At 52.1% G+C, this 16,512-nt stretch carries 15 protein-coding genes; 6 read left to right on the top strand and 9 right to left on the bottom strand.

Translation table 11 applies throughout. From position 1 onward, the window contains the following. The first annotated feature begins 4 nt into the window (after window positions 1–4). The 3 genes from MHI45_RS31510 (at window position 5) to MHI45_RS31500 (ending at window position 4,051) form a co-directional block, all read left to right on the top strand. On the top strand, window positions 5–1,747 hold the full coding sequence (locus MHI45_RS31510; protein ID WP_076112353.1) for a DEAD/DEAH box helicase: 1,743 nt from the start codon (window positions 5–7) through the stop codon (window positions 1,745–1,747). Beyond that, window positions 1,747–2,826: a YqhG family protein gene (locus MHI45_RS31505; protein WP_076112352.1), complete on the top strand. Its 1,080-nt coding sequence runs from the start codon at window positions 1,747–1,749 to the stop codon at window positions 2,824–2,826. Before MHI45_RS31510 ends, MHI45_RS31505 begins: the two co-directional genes overlap by 1 nt. A 160-nt stretch (window positions 2,827–2,986) precedes the next feature. Then, window positions 2,987–4,051 carry a hypothetical protein gene (locus MHI45_RS31500; RefSeq protein WP_076112351.1) on the top strand — a complete coding sequence of 355 codons (1,065 nt, stop codon included), beginning with the start codon at window positions 2,987–2,989 and terminating at the stop codon, window positions 4,049–4,051. Window positions 4,052–4,190: 139 nt separating this feature from the next. Here MHI45_RS31500 and MHI45_RS31495 read toward each other — a convergent pair whose 3' ends face one another. Beyond that, window positions 4,191–4,379: a YqzE family protein gene (locus MHI45_RS31495; RefSeq protein ID WP_038589726.1), complete on the bottom strand. Its 189-nt coding sequence runs from the start codon at window positions 4,377–4,379 to the stop codon at window positions 4,191–4,193. A gap of 205 nt (window positions 4,380–4,584) precedes the next feature. Between MHI45_RS31495 and MHI45_RS31490 the strand changes: the two genes are divergently transcribed. After that, entirely contained in the window at window positions 4,585–5,361 is a 777-nt protein-coding gene (locus MHI45_RS31490; protein ID WP_256718178.1) for an N-acetylmuramoyl-L-alanine amidase family protein, read from the top strand. Here MHI45_RS31490 and MHI45_RS31485 read toward each other — a convergent pair. Beyond that, entirely contained in the window at window positions 5,348–6,286 is a 939-nt protein-coding gene (locus tag MHI45_RS31485) for a divergent polysaccharide deacetylase family protein (protein WP_256718177.1), read from the bottom strand. The genes MHI45_RS31490 and MHI45_RS31485 overlap by 14 nt on opposite strands. 97 nt (window positions 6,287–6,383) lie before the next feature. After that, the gene (locus MHI45_RS31480) at window positions 6,384–7,478 is read right to left on the bottom strand and encodes a glycerol dehydrogenase (protein ID WP_076112350.1); all 1,095 of its coding nucleotides are present in this window, start codon (window positions 7,476–7,478) and stop codon (window positions 6,384–6,386) included. A gap of 218 nt (window positions 7,479–7,696) precedes the next feature. Between MHI45_RS31480 and MHI45_RS31475 the strand changes: the two genes are divergently transcribed. Further along, a complete protein-coding gene (locus MHI45_RS31475) occupies window positions 7,697–8,557 on the top strand; it encodes an SDR family NAD(P)-dependent oxidoreductase (protein ID WP_076112349.1) in 861 nt (286 codons plus the stop codon). Window positions 8,558–8,674: 117 nt separating this feature from the next. Here MHI45_RS31475 and catA read toward each other — a convergent pair whose 3' ends face one another. Together catA and MHI45_RS31465 are read right to left on the bottom strand one after the other, a co-directional pair. Further along, window positions 8,675–9,334, bottom strand: a complete 660-nt coding sequence (gene catA / locus MHI45_RS31470; protein WP_076112348.1) for a type A chloramphenicol O-acetyltransferase — start codon at window positions 9,332–9,334, stop codon at window positions 8,675–8,677. 133 nt (window positions 9,335–9,467) lie between these two features. Continuing rightward, window positions 9,468–10,400 (bottom strand): hypothetical protein, encoded by a 933-nt coding sequence (locus MHI45_RS31465; RefSeq protein ID WP_076112347.1) that lies wholly within the window; start codon window positions 10,398–10,400, stop codon window positions 9,468–9,470. Window positions 10,401–10,719: 319 nt separating this feature from the next. Here MHI45_RS31465 and MHI45_RS31460 point away from each other — a divergent pair, with 319 nt between their 5' ends. Then, a complete protein-coding gene (locus MHI45_RS31460; RefSeq protein ID WP_076112346.1) occupies window positions 10,720–11,562 on the top strand; it encodes a YihY/virulence factor BrkB family protein in 843 nt (280 codons plus the stop codon). A gap of 22 nt (window positions 11,563–11,584) precedes the next feature. On the opposite strand, the gene MHI45_RS31455 is transcribed toward MHI45_RS31460, so the two are convergent. The 4 genes from MHI45_RS31455 to MHI45_RS31440 all read right to left on the bottom strand — a co-directional run bounded on the left by MHI45_RS31455 (window position 11,585) and on the right by MHI45_RS31440 (window position 16,465). Further along, window positions 11,585–12,976 (bottom strand): FAD-dependent oxidoreductase, encoded by a 1,392-nt coding sequence (locus tag MHI45_RS31455; protein ID WP_076112345.1) that lies wholly within the window; start codon window positions 12,974–12,976, stop codon window positions 11,585–11,587. A 27-nt stretch (window positions 12,977–13,003) separates the two neighbouring features. Next, complete coding sequence (locus tag MHI45_RS31450; protein WP_038589719.1) at window positions 13,004–14,560, bottom strand: extracellular solute-binding protein; 1,557 nt, start codon at window positions 14,558–14,560, stop codon at window positions 13,004–13,006. 93 nt (window positions 14,561–14,653) lie between these two features. Then, on the bottom strand, window positions 14,654–15,529 hold the full coding sequence (locus tag MHI45_RS31445; RefSeq protein WP_038589718.1) for a carbohydrate ABC transporter permease: 876 nt from the start codon (window positions 15,527–15,529) through the stop codon (window positions 14,654–14,656). Between the two features lie 24 nt (window positions 15,530–15,553). Further along, the gene (locus tag MHI45_RS31440) at window positions 15,554–16,465 is read right to left on the bottom strand and encodes an ABC transporter permease (RefSeq protein ID WP_076112383.1); all 912 of its coding nucleotides are present in this window, start codon (window positions 16,463–16,465) and stop codon (window positions 15,554–15,556) included. Window positions 16,466–16,512 lie beyond the last annotated feature (47 nt).

Raw genomic sequence — 16,512 nt, 5'->3', positions numbered from 1 at the left:
CAACATGACGCAATTATCCCGCAATTCCCTGACGCAAGAGCTCAATACGCCCGTCCCGCTGCTGCCTGTTCCCCTATCCTTTGAGCGAAACTGGCTGCATGATCTGGAGTCGAGACTGGAGAAAGGCGGGCCTTGGGGGGACCTGAGGTTATCCCGGCTTGCCGTGCAGGGCGAAGAATCGGGCCTTGTCACCAGCTTCGACGAGCTGCAATGCCTGAAGCATTTGTCAGGTCTGTCTCCGCTTCCCCACCAGCTTGATACCGCTCATAAGGTACTCTTTGAAATGTCGGGCCGGGCGATTCTCGCCGACGAAGTCGGACTCGGCAAAACGATCGAAGCCGGTCTCGTGCTTAAGGAATATTTGGTACGCGGACTGGTAAGCAAAGTGCTGATTCTGGTTCCCGCCTCACTCGTCCTGCAGTGGGTACGTGAGCTGAACGCCAAATTCGGTATTACTGCCGTAGCACAGAAGAAGTCCTATTCCTGGGGAAATGACATTGTGGTCGCCTCCATGGACACCGCCAAACGTGATCCGCATAAAGAACTGCTGCTCGGCAGCGAATACGACATGCTGATTATCGACGAGGCCCATAAGCTGAAGAACAAGAAGTCCACCAACTACCAGTTTGTTCAGCAGCTGCGCAAAAAGTACTGCCTGCTGCTCACCGCTACTCCTGTACAGAATGACCTCGGCGAGCTGTTCAACCTGATCACCCTGCTGAAGCCGGGGCAGCTTGGCAATCAGGGGGATTTTGCCGCTAATTTCGTCGTGGACAAACGTCAGCCGAAGAATGAAGTCCAGCTGAGGGGCGAGCTGTCCAAAGTCATGATCCGTAACCGCCGCGGCGAGGGCCCGGTCAACTTCACCAAGCGCAAGGTCCGTAATATTCCGCTCACGCTCTCACCGGAAGAGAAGGTATTATATGACGGCGTTACCGCCTTTGTCAAAGACCAATATCAGGAAGCTGGCGGCAATCTCAGCAGCATGCTCTCTCTGGTTACGCTTCAACGGGAGGTATGCAGCAGCCGTGATGCTGTATTCATCACCCTGGTGAACCTGATCAAAAAGCTGCCTGCCGATTCTCCGAAGCGGGAGCGGATGATGGAGCTGCTGCAGAGCATCCGCACCGTCAAGACGAATACCAAAGCAGAGAAAACGATGGAGCTAATCCGTGAAATGAATGAAAAGGTTATCGTCTTCACTGAATACCGCGCCACACAGGAATATCTGCTGCAGTACTTCCGTGAACACGGGCTGCAGTGTGTGTCATACTCCGGCGGGATGAACCGCGGCAAGAAGGACTGGATGATGGATCTTTTCCGTGGACGGGCCCAGGTCATGATTGCTACGGAAGCTGGCGGCGAGGGCATCAATTTGCAGTTCTGCCACCATATGATCAATTTCGATCTGCCGTGGAACCCGATGCGGGTCGAGCAGCGGATCGGCCGGGTCCACCGCCTGGGCCAGGAGAACGATGTGGTCATCTACAACCTCTCCACAGAAGGTACCATCGAAGAGCATATCCTGCATCTGCTGCATGAGAAAATCAATATGTTCGAGATGGTTATCGGCGGTTTGGATGTGATCCTGGAACGTTTCGAGAAAAAGGAATCGCTGGAGAAAAGTCTTTATAAAATCATGCTTGAAGCCCGCAGCGACGAGGAGCTGCGCAGCGGACTCGACCACATCGGCGAATCCATCAGCGAGCTGACCCAAGGCATACAGAATGAAAGCGAGGCCACCTGATGACCCTTTCTCCGCAGCAAGTCCGCAAGCATGTCATGGATTATCTGGAAGCAACGGAGTGCTCGATCCTTGAGGTATCTCCGCTGCATGTGACAGTGAAGCTCTCACCGCGCGCCGACCGGATGCTCACCGACCGGCCTTATTATTGGGGGTTCGTGGAACGCACCGGCGTCGATCCGGAGACGTTGTCGTTCACCTTCGTCTTCGACCCGGAGAAGTACGACAGCTTGGCCGCGCAGGCCGCTCCTCCGCCCCGGGCGCAGCGGGGCGCGGCAAGCCGCCCTGCGGCCGGGCTTCTGCCGGGCGCAGGAGGCAACCTTGGCGCGGCAGAGATGGAAGCCGGCGCGGACAGCCCGGCGGCCGGTTTCGGGCAGCCGCCATCCGCAGGGGCGGCTCCCGCTGAAGCAGATCCGCAGGACGGCATTCTCGCCCGCTACTTCGGCGTTGTGCCGGTATTGCCGCGGATCGGACCGGGCATGATCCGCCGCGAGGATATAGTATACGGCAGCAAGCGGCTGAAGCAGATCTGGGCAGCAGCGCGTGATGAGGGCAAATGTCTGCAGCTGTTCGAGGACCCGGGAAGCAGGCAGCGGATGACACTGTTCTCTGCGGCTTATGAACCGTGGCTAGGCGTCTGTTACAAAGTAGAGATGACTTGCGATCTGAAACGGGAAGAGCTGCATTTTATCGGAATTTCCTTAACCAGCGGGGTCATTGCCGCCGACTTTGGCACGAAGCTGAATTCACGGGAATTAACTCCCCGCTTGCCGGAGAACATTCACATCCAGCCCTCGGAGCTTACCATTGCCGCCGGGGCCGACCGGCTGGAGGCTTATTTGACTTCACAGCTTGCGAAACTGGACTACAGCTGGGCGGAGGAAGCCCGGGAAAGGCTGCGGCTTGAGCTGAGCATCGTAGACATTTATTATGAGGAGCTGCTCAAAGAGCAGGACGAAGAGAAACGGCTGGCGATCCAGGAGCAATACAACCGCCGCCGGAAGGAGACCTCCTGGCAATACGAGCCGCAGGTTGCAGTTTCTGCCGTAACCTACGGCCTGTTCCATCTGCGCAGCACATAGAATGCGACCCTGCTCGCTAAAAGCAGGCAAAAAAACAGCGGAATTCCCGCAACCCGGCGCGACAGCATGCAACACCCTTTTTAGAGCTTGTCCGCTACAATTAATTTATACCCGTTCCATGAATATGATTTGATTTGGACCAAGAAAGGTGAACGACGACATGACTATAAAATCAAGGCGGAAGGCCGTGCCTGGTCGTCGCGGCCGCTTCCTCCTCATTCTGTGCCTCTGCACAATCGGGCTGTCGGCAAGCTCTGCCTTTCCGGCTGCCTATGCCGCTAAGGACACCCGCGTCACTGTCACACAAGCAGTCTCCCATGATGCGCTGGCCTCACTTGCGATCAAGACGCAACCATCAACGGAATCGCTGCAGGACTTCACCAAGCTGACCATCCGCAAGCTGTCCGCCGATGCTCCCTTCACAAGCTGGAAAGAAGCCCGTACCGACTATTATCCGCTGGGACCGGGCACACATAGCTGGCTTGTTAATATCATGGACGGCGGGCAGCGCATCGGATACCTGATTGTCTCGGCTACAGAGCAAGGCGGTTATATGCTTAGCGAATACGGCACCGGAACCTCCGGGCTGCCTTACAGCTTGACCGATCTGCGCCAGTTTCTGGTGCAGGAGGAACTCATCACTTCAAATTATTCAGGAAAGCTTGAACTGACGGCTCTTTACGCCTCTTTGCTCCCGGTGTGGAAATTAACGCTCGACCATACGGATATATATATCAATGCTTCGGTACCGCAAGTTCTGCCGTGGAGTTCAGACAAAGCAGAAGAGGTCCTGAAGGTCCAGTTAGATGGAGTCAATACAATCTCCGGGCTGGACTCGGACTGGTCTCCCCTGCAGACCTACCGGAGTGAAGGTCTGGATGATCCATACGCTAATTTGCAGTGGCTGACCAGCCCCAAGCTGAAGCTGGACAGCGCAGAAAACTTCACTGTTCTGCTGAATCAAAGGGGCAGTCTCGTCTTTCAGTCTGCTGGCAGGAACGATACGACCGGAGCACCTTTTATGATTACGGGGTATCAGCGCTGGCTGCCTGCCGGTTCCTGCGGGAAGACAAGCGGCAGCAGTCCGGCCATCGTCTATGCCGCTGCGGGTCCGAAAGGCAAACGTTACCTTCCTCTCTCAGCGCTTCAACAAAGCGGTACCCTGCACCAGCTGCCTCTAGCCGGCAAAACAGTGATCGGTGCGCTTACAACTTCAAAACGTTAAGCTTACCCTTTGTCAGTACAACGTCTTTCCTGCTAGTATGCAACAAAACAACCTTCCACAGTGCCGTATACAGGGCATCTTGGAAGGTTGTTTTTAGTTCAAGCTGTACTTGCGATTTGCCGGTACTCTTGCACCCGGATCATTTCTTGTCGTTCCGGCTCCATTTGCTCCGCCAGATCGACCAGCCGAGCGGCAGCATGCCAAACCATTTCTCTGCCCACGGCTCTTTCTCGGCCTTTCGCCGCGCCCGGCTGGCACGCGGATCTTCGATATAAACGACTACCTTTTCCGTAATATACTTCACCAGTTCATCACCGCTGGAAGCCATTTCGCCACCTCCTGAAACTGAATGCTGAATTTGGGCACTCACCTTTGACTTCTGTCTGTCTGGATATCCATGTTCCTAGTGTGCTCTAGAACAGCTATATCTAAACGGTGATACTGCTTTTCGTATAGGTTTGCCTGTTCCAGCACAATCTAACAAAGTATCCAGTCCGGTCAAAAGATCATTACCGCACAAGGAGGTCATCCACTTGAATTACTTGAACTACCTGAACCAAACCAGAAACCAAACCACCCGGGGAAGCGGTACACTGCGCCGGCTGTTCGTTATCGTGTCATCCGCCCTGCTGCTTATGCTTCCCCTGGAAAATGCAGGAATTGTGCAGGCGTCTCCGGTACCTTCAGGAGCCGGGGCGAAAGAAGAGCGCCAGCATATACTCGGTCACGATCAGCGGATCATTCTGATTGATGCCGGGCATGGGGGAATTGACGGGGGGACATCATATGGCACCATTCTTGAAAAGGATATCACGCTCGCCATCTCCCGCCGGCTGTTCCTGCTGCTGCGCAGTGACGGCTTTGATGCAATCCTTAACCGGACCGGTGACTATGCCCCCAGCGATGAGAACCGCTGGCTGCGCAGCTCCTCCCGCCATTTGCGGGACCTTGCCCAGCGCAAGGAGCTGGCCGAGACGCTTCCGGCAAATGTCGTGGTCAGCGTTCATATTAACTGGGCCGCTTCCCCCTCCAAACACGGGCCGCTCGTGCTATACCGCCAGGAAGGCCGCAGCTTCCTGCTGGCCAGATCGATACAGGACCAGCTCAACCATCTCTATGATATGAAAGCCAGCCCGAGACAGGGCAAGCCGTTTTATCTGCTCAATAAAATAACCGCCACAACAGTGATCGTTGAGGCGGGATTTGTGAGCAGCCCGACCGACCGCGAGAAGCTTTGCAGTCCGAAGGGCCAAGAGGAAATTGCTGAAGCGATTGCTAACGGTATTGCCGGGTATCTTATGGAAGTGTAAGCTTCGAGTTCCATTGCCATTCGTCCCGGACCAGTTCGGAAATGCCTACAAACTCGACACTGTCCTTTATTTCACCAATGCCGCTGCGGATGCCCGCAGCGGTCTCTTTGCCCTGGATGCCAACATGGCCGATCGTTATACAATAGTTCTGGTTCAGAGCCCTTTCCTGCACCAGCCGCATTTGCTTCACGACATGGCTTGCCGTATGAACATCGTCCAGAAAGATATGATTCTCCACGGGCGGCAATCCGATCTCCCGGGCCATTCTGCCGGCTACCGAACGGTAATTCGTATGGCTGTCCACAAAAAATATTCCGCGTTCCTTGCAGACCGCCAGCACAATCCCCATCACCCGCTCATCACCGGTCACCTTGGAGCCCATGTGATTGTTGATTCCAACGGCAAAAGGAACATTGTCCAGTGCAGCCTCGACCTGCTTTCGTACCTCGGCATCGCTCATCCGGGTCAGAACCGCACCCGGACCCAGCCACTCGGGTTTGCCTTGCTTCGGTTCCATCGGCAAATGCACCAGCACATCGAAGCCCTGCTCATGTGCGCGCCGTGCATCCTTCTCTGTAGTCGGTAGAAACGGCATTACGGCAACAGTGATCTTAACCGGCAATTTGAACATTTCCTCCGTACCACGCATGTCATTGCCGAAATCATCGACAATGATGGCTACCCTGCTGCGGGTATGTTGTTTATTCTCCTGGGGTCCTTCAGCCTTAGCGCTGCCGATAACGGCGGGTTCGGCAAGGACGGATGAAGACACTACAGACCGGCTGCCCCTGGCGTGATGTGAAACTGAACCAGCTGATATTCCGTGCGCAGTGTCGGCGGCCGGAACCAGCGCCGTCATCAATGCCACAACAGCAATGAATGGATTCAGAATGGTGCGTTTGCCCGTATGATTGCTCTTTTTCAAGAGGATCTCCTCCTTCGTGCTATGGTGCCATTGTTCTCATTGTTTGGAACCTGAAGGAGAAATATGTACGGGACAGGTACGCAATAATTAACAATCGTTATCCGGCCTGCTGCCCACGGCGGTCAGCGGCAATGATCGCATCAAATACATCCTGCGGGGATACCTCAAACGGCATATTTGCCATCGGGCTGTCTGCCTCGCAGCTGGCTTGGGCCACAGCCATAAGTTTCCCCGGCTCCACCCCAGAAAGGCCCATTTCCTTAAGAGTTACAGGCAGGCCGACCTCCCGGCAGAAAGCAACAACGGCAGCGATCTCCTCCTCCGCTGCATGCTCCAGCATCAGCTGCGCCAGCGTGGCGAACGCCACCTTTTCCCCGTGAAGCATCTGCCGGCATTCCTCAAGCACAGTCAGTCCGTTATGAATGGCATGGGCAGCGGCAAGTCCGCCGCTCTCAAAGCCGATGCCGCTAAGGTAAATATTCGCTTCCACGATATGGCCGACAGCCGCCGAGGCTATTCCTTTGCGGGCATCCTCCAATGCTATAGCTCCTTCAGCGAGAAGCGTATCCAGACAAGCACGCGCCAGCGCAAATGCGGCGATCGAGCTCTGTCCCCCTGCATGGGTCACAGCGCCGGAATTACGGCAAGCCCTCGCTTCAAAAAAAGTGGACAACGCATCGCCCATTCCTGCCGCCAGCAATCTCGGAGGGGCTTTAGCAATAATATCTACGTCGGCGATTACGGCATTGGGACTTTGCAGCAGAGGGAGATAGCGGTCAAATTCGCCCTCCTCCGAATAAAGTACCGACAATGCGCTGCAGGGCGCATCCGTAGAAGCCACTGTCGGAACAATGACCACCGGCAATCCGGTATAACGGCTTACGGCTTTGGCCGTGTCCAGTGTTTTGCCGCCGCCGATGCCCAGAATTACACCTGTCGCGTTCAAGTCCAGGTCTGCAACAATTTGCTCCACCAGCTTTAGACAACATTCTCCCTTGAACTCACGCTGAACAAGCGGCATAGACTCAGCGTCAAAGCTGCTGACGATATCATTTCCGTAGGTAGAGAGGATGTAAGGATCTACAATGGCATAAGCCCCTGTGGCTCCCATTTGTCTGCAATAAGCGCCCAGCTTCGAGATTTCACCGCCGCCTTGAATATATTTTGACGGGGAATAGATGACTTGATTCATATAAAGTTCCTCCTTTTTCCAATCCTTATCAGTTTAAGGAAGAACCCGGCGCCCGGCAAGGACAAAGCAGACATCCTCTGCACTTTTCTAATCCCCTAATCTATTCAACTTCAAGCCCACCTCTCCTTGACTTGGAGTCGGCTCCAAGTTATACAATGAGCGCATCATCAACCGTCAGGCCTAAGGCCACTATTACTGCACTTTGAGGAGAGATTACTATGACAACACAAACACAGCGCGGAACTGCGCTGATTACAGGAGCCAACAACGGAATTGGCCTGGAGCTGACCCGCAAACTGCTGAGTGAAGGCTGGGAGGTAATCGCACTTATCCGCTCAGGATTTCCCGAAGATGATGCCCCTATCCTTGAAGCACTAAGCAGCAAGCGGCTGCGGATTTATAAGGCGGACCTTTCAGATTTTCATAGTCTGGGAAAAGCGCTCGGGGAGGTTGTGGCGGCTGAACCCCGGATTGATCTGCTGTTCAACAACGCCGGCGGCAGCTTTGCGGAATTGAGTTATTCTAAGCAGGGGCGGGAGCTGCACTTTGAGCTGCAAACGGTGGTCCCGTACATTATAATGATGGAACTAAAAGGACTGCTCCTGAAAGGAACTCATAAAACGGTGATCAATACTGCCTCCAATGCGGTTCTGACACTGAAGGAATTTAATCCGGATACCCTGGAACGTCCATCATCCTTCAAAAAGCTGTTCGGCCCCTACGCTACTTCCAAAATGGCTCTTTCCCTCTGGACCAAAGAAATCTCCACGCAGCTAGCTGCTGAAGGAATAATGATCCGCAGCGCAGACCCGGGGGGCAATAATACGATCCGCAGCGGCAAAAAATCGGGTTTACCTTTTTATCTGAAGCCGATTATCAAGCTGTTCTTCCCCCATCCCAGTTATGGGGCCGGTCTGCTGTACAAAGCGGCTTTCGGCAAGCACAGCCATGTGCCCGGAGTATTTCTCGTCAAAGACGAGGTGAGCAGCCTGAAGTTCGCCTCCGAGAGCCGCAAGGTTCTGGAAAAAGTACAGGCCATTTATGAACATGAGTATGTTCCTGCCTACAGCAACTCTTGATAATGAACTGTTAGGCTAAGATGTGTTAAAAAAAATAAAGGGCTCCGCATATTATGAATAATATGTGGAGCCCTTTATGTTTAACTATCGATTCCCGTCAGCGGAAATGGTGGCAATCTAATTGTTGTGCAACCAGTCCTTATAGGTATCTGCGCGTAATTGCAGTTCATTATACAGCATACTGGCGTGGTAGCCGTCGCAAACGGCATGGTGGAATTGTCCCGATAATGGCAACAGTATTTTTTTGTCATGCTGAAAATATTTCCCCATTGTAAAGATGGGCAGCAAAAAGGTGCCCTCGTTATACACGTTCAGGCTAAAGCCCGTGAAGCTGACCCACGGAATGCTAGAAATGGGGAAGGTGTTAGGTGGTTCGTTCGCTTTAGCGGCAAATTGTTTAACACTTCCGTACATCTTCATATCAGCAAGATAACGGCTGTAGAAATCACCAAATTCTTCACCGTACAAAGTCCAGATGCTTGAAAAAGTCTTATCATCATCATGGAAGATTGTAAAGCTAGGGGACAAGCTGTCCCAATGACCTAACCGGCCTTCAGAATCAAAACAGGTGCGAAACTCACTATGGCGGTTTACCACCGTAGTTATCATGTGGATTAGTGCCGGGTACAGCTTAATCCCCTTATTCTTAAGTTCTGAAAGCAGACGGGTTATGTCAATATTTGAAGTCATGCTATAGGTGCATCTGACATTATTTAAATAATGTTCAAAATAGGGCTTTCTACTCCAGTTATCCATGACAATGTGATTAAAATTCATATATTCTGACCTCCTAAAATTATTGCATTTTTCATTTTAGGAGGTCAGTTCGATTGATTTCACCATATCCTCATCACAATCCCTTGAGAAATTATATTATGCCGATGAGTATACCATCATCATAACCAAAACATCAAGAATATCCCAATCCTTTAAATGCTTGCAGCAGCAGCAAATTTTCAATCGCAATACTCGCTTTCCACCAGTTTTCGGCGACTGCAAATTCATTCTCATAAGCAGCCCAGCTCCAAGTTAAATTCCAAACCCCCTCCGGATTTCGGATGCCCAGTATGTAGTCCAGCTCTTGTTGAACCAGCGCTGCGTGATCCGCGGCACCCAAACTATCCGGAGTTTTGATAAATGCAGAAGGTCTGCAGCTGTATCCGTTCCAATCCACGGCTCCGCGTGCCAGCAGCACTGCGATTTGGGCTCTGGCAGCTACTATTAGCTGCGGATAAGCGAAATGCTCCTCGACCTTAGCGGCAGAGATACACTCCAGCATCGTGAGCACACATTTCAGCGGATGCATCTCTATATCGGGATGCTCCAGAAACCTGCCTGCCAAATCTTTGGCAGTTTGCATGCCTTGTTCATAGAGCCGGCTGTCTCTGTCGGCAAATTTGAGGATAGCCCCGGCCAGAATTGCTGTCGGATTATACATACTGCGGGCGGTGCTGTTCGAATCCGTATGCCACCATGGGGCATGAGGGTAATCATTATTGGAGTCCACTACATTCCTCCAGATACCTTCATCCATCTCGGCTCCACTGTCCAGATACCTCAACATCCCTTGAACGATCGGATGGGTCGGGTCATCAAAATGAACCTCCAGCAGCTTCTCTACCGCTGTCGCTGTCTGAATCGGTGTGGAGTTCGGATTCCATGAGTCGGCTTCAAGCGCATGTCCAAAACCGCCGTCTTCATTCTGATAAGCAGATAAGGCCTCCAACACTGCGGACAAAGGCCCTTCTTCAAAATGGAACCTCCATCTGGCGAGATCCAAAGGGCGGGCATTGCGGTAAAACCAGCTGCGAATTCTGTGGTAATCCATAAGCGGTAAACTCATTATGATTCTCCTTCCCGTAATTAGATCAGCCTGTAAGTCTTTGGAGCTAAAGTATATACTTGTATTAAACAAAACCCGCTATGTAGATAGCTATGACATCACTCATTATTTTTTAGAATAATCGTTCTCATATCAACAAAAAAATTCATCTTCTGTTGGCCCACTACCTAAATCATTCTTTACACAGCTAACCTAGTATATAGGGAACGATCGGTAAATAATTAATCTTTCGTTTATGTTTGGAAAATTTGCGGTTATGTTAATATTAAAAATATGTACATGCATAACATAAAAGAAAAAGCGGGTAGAGGAGTGAACTATGAACAAGACTAAAGATGCCGCAGGTGTGTTCTCTTTGATGAAGCAGCTGTTTCAAAAAATCAAACTCGACGATGTGCAGGGTATTAGTGCGCAGTTGACTTATTATCTGATCCTCTCCCTGTTTCCTTTCCTGATCTTTATTATGACGCTGATCGGTTACGCCCATATTTCTATCGAGGACAGGATTGCGGAGCTGCAGCAGATCATGCCTGCCGAAGCCGTCTCCATAATTGAAGAGATTCTGCAGGATGTATCCGAGGGACGGAGTGAGGCCCTGCTGTCCTTCGGGATGCTGGCCACGCTGTGGGCTGCCTCCAAGGGCATCAACGCTATCATCAAAGGGCTTAACCGCGCCTACGATATTGATGAGAGCAGGGTGTTCTGGAAAATACGGGGGATTGCTTTCCTGGCCACCATGATCATCGGTGTTGTTGTTCTGCTCAGCATTCTGCTGCTCGTACTGGGGAGCTGGCTGAAGACACAGATCTTTCTGCTCGCTGATCTGCCTTACGGGCTGCAGAAGGTATGGGATCTGCTGCAGTATATCATACCGCTGTTCGTGCTGTTCGTCGTGTTCACTCTGCTCTACTGGATTGCACCCAGCCGGAGGCTTACACTAAAAGAGGTCATGCCCGGCGCGATGTTCTCCACCATCGGCTGGATCATAACCTCCATTCTCTTCTCCATTTACGTCAACCAGTTCAGCGATTTCACCAAAACCTACGGAAGTCTGGGAGGCGTCATGATCCTGCTGATCTGGCTGTACATCAGTTCAATCATTATACTGGTCGGCGGCGAGATCAACGCGCTCCTGTTCAATCGCAGGCCCATCCGCAAATAGATTTCGGTGAGGCTAAGGTATTTTAGACTACACCATTCTTCGCTTCATCGTGCGGTTTGACGGCGTCTGCCCCGGCTATCTCCGGCAGGTATGCTCCTTCTTCTTGCAGACGTCTGCGCAAGGTAGGGATATCCACGGCATGCACGTCATTGTCAGGAAGCCTCGCTGCCAGTGCTGCAGCAATCCCGGCGGCTTCGCCCATGGCCAGACAGACCGGCATCACTCTGACACTGCCTTGGACCTCGCGCACACAGGAGATGGAACGCCCGGCGACCAGGACGTTTCTCAACGTCCGCGGGGTCAAACAACGGTAAGGAATGCCATGCGATTCGCCCGGACCGTAACGTTTAATGACTTCCTGCTTGCCTCCAGCCTGCTTCTCTTCCTTTTCCGTCCCATGGATATCAATGAAATAACTGTTGCGGCAGATTTCATCCGCGAAGCTGCGGCGGTTCACATAATCACCCACAGTCAGTACGTAATCCCCGGTAATTCTTCTAGTCTCCCGCACTCCCATTAATGAACCTGTACTGGCTACATAAGAGCTGCCGAAGGAAGCCGGCATAAACTCGGCAAGCGCATCCCTGTAAACTGCGGCAAGCTTCCTTCCCTGCATCAGTGCAGCCGATACCGAAAAGGCATCCGTGTTGTCCACTTCCCATAAATGGCCGGCATTGAAGCCTACCGTACGGGGAGCAATCATATTGTTGCAGATATGCGAATCCGGGATCATCGGATATTTGCCGGACCGCAGAATGTCATAGATCGGACTGGTTTTGTTATTGCCATGCAGCAGCGGTCCGTTCAGATAAGCATATTCATCCACATTCCCGAGGTTGAAGCAGTGCGTGGCCGGCATGAGGTCACCGGTTTCGGTATCGCCCTTGAGGTATTCCGCCCCTGCCCAAGCCGCAACATCGGCATCTCCTGTACAGTCGATATATACCTTGGCCTGCATAGCCTGCAGGCCGTTTTTGCTGGCCGTAATCAGTGCTTCCACTCTGCCGTCTTCACCGGTTTCCACAGAGCCAAGCAGGGTCTGGAACAATACAGTTACACCGGCTTCTTGAACCAGCTCATCGTAGATGACCTTCAGCTTCTCCGGTTCAATCGGCACCCAGTCCATGGCATCCTTATCAACATGCGGCATCTGAGCTTTCAGGGCTTCAAATACTTTCATCGCCAGCCCTCTATAGATGATAGTCTCCATGTCGGAGAATGGACACCATGCCGGCACCAGTCCCGAGGTTCCCATTCCGCCAAGGCTTCCCGTCGCTTCAATCAGCAGTGTTCTTGCCCCTTCACGCGCGGCGGCAGCGGCGGCCGTGCAGCCCGCAGGGCCGCCGCCCACAACGATCACATCCCAGTTGTCCTGGATCGGAACTTCATTGCTCCGCATCCTGTAGGTTTTCATTCTGTTTTCCTCCAAACACTCAGGCTTTTATTTAGCGGATGCCGCATACCAGTCATTAACTTCTTTGACACTCGCTTCTCCGCCAGCGGCATTGTACTTTTCAACAAAGGTTGTTACCGCATCAGGGGACTCCTCACCTACGATTACCTTGACGGCAAAATCATTGATCATCTGACCCAGTGAAGCATTGCTCTTGGAATATTCCGGCAGGGATGGAGCAAGCGCAAGCGGATCGGAGATTCTGGCCTCTGCTGGCAGTTCATTGTTAAGGAAGGAGAAGCCGGCAAACAGACGTGCATCCTTCTGGACACGGGCCTGCCAATAGATTGGATACAGCTTTTCGTCGATACCGGTCAGATAGTTGCTGGCATTGCCCCGTTCATCCGTGAACAGCGGCAGAATCGGGCTGTACACGCCATCTTTAAACGTATGATGTTTGCCTTCCTCTCCGATGGCGATCAGCTTGAACGTTTCTTTCTCCAGCTTGGCATTGATCCATTTAATCGCATCTTCCGGATGTTTGGCAGATTTCGGAATAAAGGTAATGCGGTCGAACCCGCCGCTCATCCCGAGGCCCATTTGCCCGTCTTTCCCTTTTAAGGCAGGAAGGTAGGCAAACTTGGCGTCCGGGAAATTCGCAGCCAGCGCATCGGCAATGCCCGGAATGTCATACCAGGGAAGCTGAATCACACCCACCTTGCCGCTGGTGAACTTCTCCTTCAGGGTAGCATCCTTGTTTACTGCAAATTCCTTGTCCAGAAGACCCTGCTTATACAAATCGGACATATAAGTTAAATATTCCTTGAATCCCGGGTGCAGCGGTGTCGGCACCAGCTTGCCGTCGACCTGGTTCCAGCTTGTGCCAATTCCGAATGCACCGGTAATATTGGCTGTCGTTGCGAGAGCACCGTCAATTGACATCGGTGCGCCGTTGCTGCCGTTGCCGCCGGGATCTTTTTCCTTGAACGCCTTGAGCACTGCCGTAAATTCATCCAGCGTCGTCGGCATCTTAAGCCCCAGCTTGTCGAGCCAATCCTGGCGGATCATCAGATCGGCCCCGGCAAATTGCGAAGAACTGTTCGGAATAGCGTAGATTTTGCCGTCTACCTTCATGGCATCAAAGGACGCCTCCGAGATAGAAGCTTTAATATTGGGACCAAACTCATCAATTAGCGGTCCCAGATCCACCAGGGCACCCATTTTGGCATAATCGGTATACACCGCTTTTTCTCCGGAAATGGTAATGACGTCATAAGGCTCACCGGAGGAAATCAGCAGGTTAAGCTTATCCATCGCTTTGTCCGCCGGAAGCATTTCGTATTTCACCTTGTAGCCGGTCTGTTCTTCAATCACTTTGGCAAGCGGATACGTGTTGTAATCATCCTTTGACCACAGATTGAGCGATTTCAGCTCAGGTTTGGAATCGCTTTCAGTTACTGCAGCGGTTGTAGCCGCCGGAGCCTTTGCCCCCTCCTCTGTTCCCTTGCTCTCTTTGTTTCCATTGTTGCCCGATGAACCGCAGGCCGTTGCTGCAAGCAGCAGCCCGGTGCACATCATGAGAGACAATCCTTTTCTATATTTCATCCTTATAACCCTCCTCCAATGATATGGGGTGATGCTGTATATGAAACGCTCTGTCAAAGAGCGGCTTCATAGCGCAAGCTGCGGGGACAAGACTCAGCCTTTTACAGAGCCGATCAGCACCCCTTTGATAAAATACTTCTGCAGAAACGGATACACAAACAGGATCGGGACAGTGGAAGCTACCACAGTCGCTGCGCGTATGCCTTCCGGTGACATATTCATGAGATCGTCCACGCTTTTGTTCACGGCATTGGCCGCACTGGCATCCATTACGACATCCTGCAGATACAGCTGCAAAGTCTTAAGCGCGGTATCGTTGATATAGATCATCGGGCCGAAATAATCATTCCAGAAGCCCACGGCATAGAACAGGGCAATGGTGGCGATAACCGGCATGCTGAGCGGCAGGATGATCCGGAACAGGATAGTGTACGTCTTGGCACCGTCAATCCGTGCCGATTCCTCCAGCGCTTCGGGAAGACTCTCGTAATAACTCTTGATAACCAGCATATTAAAGACACTGATCATCCCGGGCAGAATCAGCACCCATAGATTGTTGATCAAATGCAGCTGGCGCATCAGCAGATAATTGGGAATCAGCCCTCCGTTGAACAGCATAGTGAAGATGAACAGCACCATAATGAAGGAAATACCCGGCAGATTACGTTTGGATAACGGGTACGCGGTAAGTGCGGTCATCAGGATCGAAATAGCCGTTCCTACTACAGTGACACCAATGGATACACAGAAGGCGCGTATGAACATCGAGGAGGAAATAACCTCCTTCAAAGTGTCAAGTTGGAAACCCACAGGCAGGATGCCCACCTTGCCGGAAGTGATTGCCCATTCTTCACTGACCGATTTGGATAACACGTTCAGCAGCGGCAGAAGCATAATAATCCCCAGGGCGATCAGGAAGACATACACGGAGATATCGAGCACCAGATCTCCTTTGGTTCGTTTGGTCATTGTTATCTTCTCTCCCTTCCCGGATTACCAGATTCCGCGCTTAAGCAGCTTGCGGCTGATATAGTTGCCTGAGACAATCAGGATGAAGCCGACGACGGAGTTAAACAGCCCGACTGCTGTACTGAAGCTGTAGTCCATCTTGCCAAGACCGATCCGGTACACGAAGGTTCCGATGACATCGGCTGTTTCATAAACCACCGGATTGTACATTGTGAGAATTTGCTCTGTACCCGCGTCGAGTACTGAACCGAGACGGAGTATGAACATCAGCACCACCGTCGGCAGAATTCCCGGAATGGAAATATGCAGCATCCGGCGGATTCTGCCCGCCCCGTCAATGGCAGCCGCTTCATACTGCTCCTGATCGATACCGGCAATGGCGGCAATGAAGACGATGGCATTCCAGCCCGTTTCCTTCCAGCCTGCGGTAAACACCACGAGACTGCGGAAATACTCATTGCTGACAAAAAAACTGATCGGCTCTCCGCCAAACGACTGGATGATGTTGTTGACCAGCCCGCCCGATGTAGAGAGGATGGTCACGAATAAGCCTGAGATAATGACCCAAGACAGAAAATGCGGAAGATAAATGATCGTCTGAATCGTCCGTTTGAAGAACATCAGCCGAACCTCGTTCAGCACCAGCGCGATGAAGATGGGAACCGGAAAGAGCAGCACAATTTTATAAACGCTGATTAACAGCGTATTCATGAACACCCTTCCGAATTCTTCCGACTGGATCAGCTTATGGAATTGCTCAAGCCCTACCCACTCGCTGCCCTTGATGCCCTCAAAAATGTTGAAATCCTGAAAAGCAATCAGCACCCCGTAAAGCGGTGTATATTTGAAGAGCAGGAGAAACAATAATCCGGGGATCAGCAGTACATAATAATCCCTGTTTCTCCATGCATATCTCCACCTGCTTGCGGACCTGATTCTGGTTGGCTTAACCTTGCTCTTCGGGTTCAAATCCGTGACACCTG

The organism is Paenibacillus sp. FSL H3-0321, from assembly GCF_038002865.1.
Taxonomy (GTDB): domain Bacteria; phylum Bacillota; class Bacilli; order Paenibacillales; family Paenibacillaceae; genus Paenibacillus_AQ.
The sequence above is the reverse complement of the archived record's forward strand: the minus strand, read 5'-3'. Positions and strand labels throughout refer to the sequence as shown.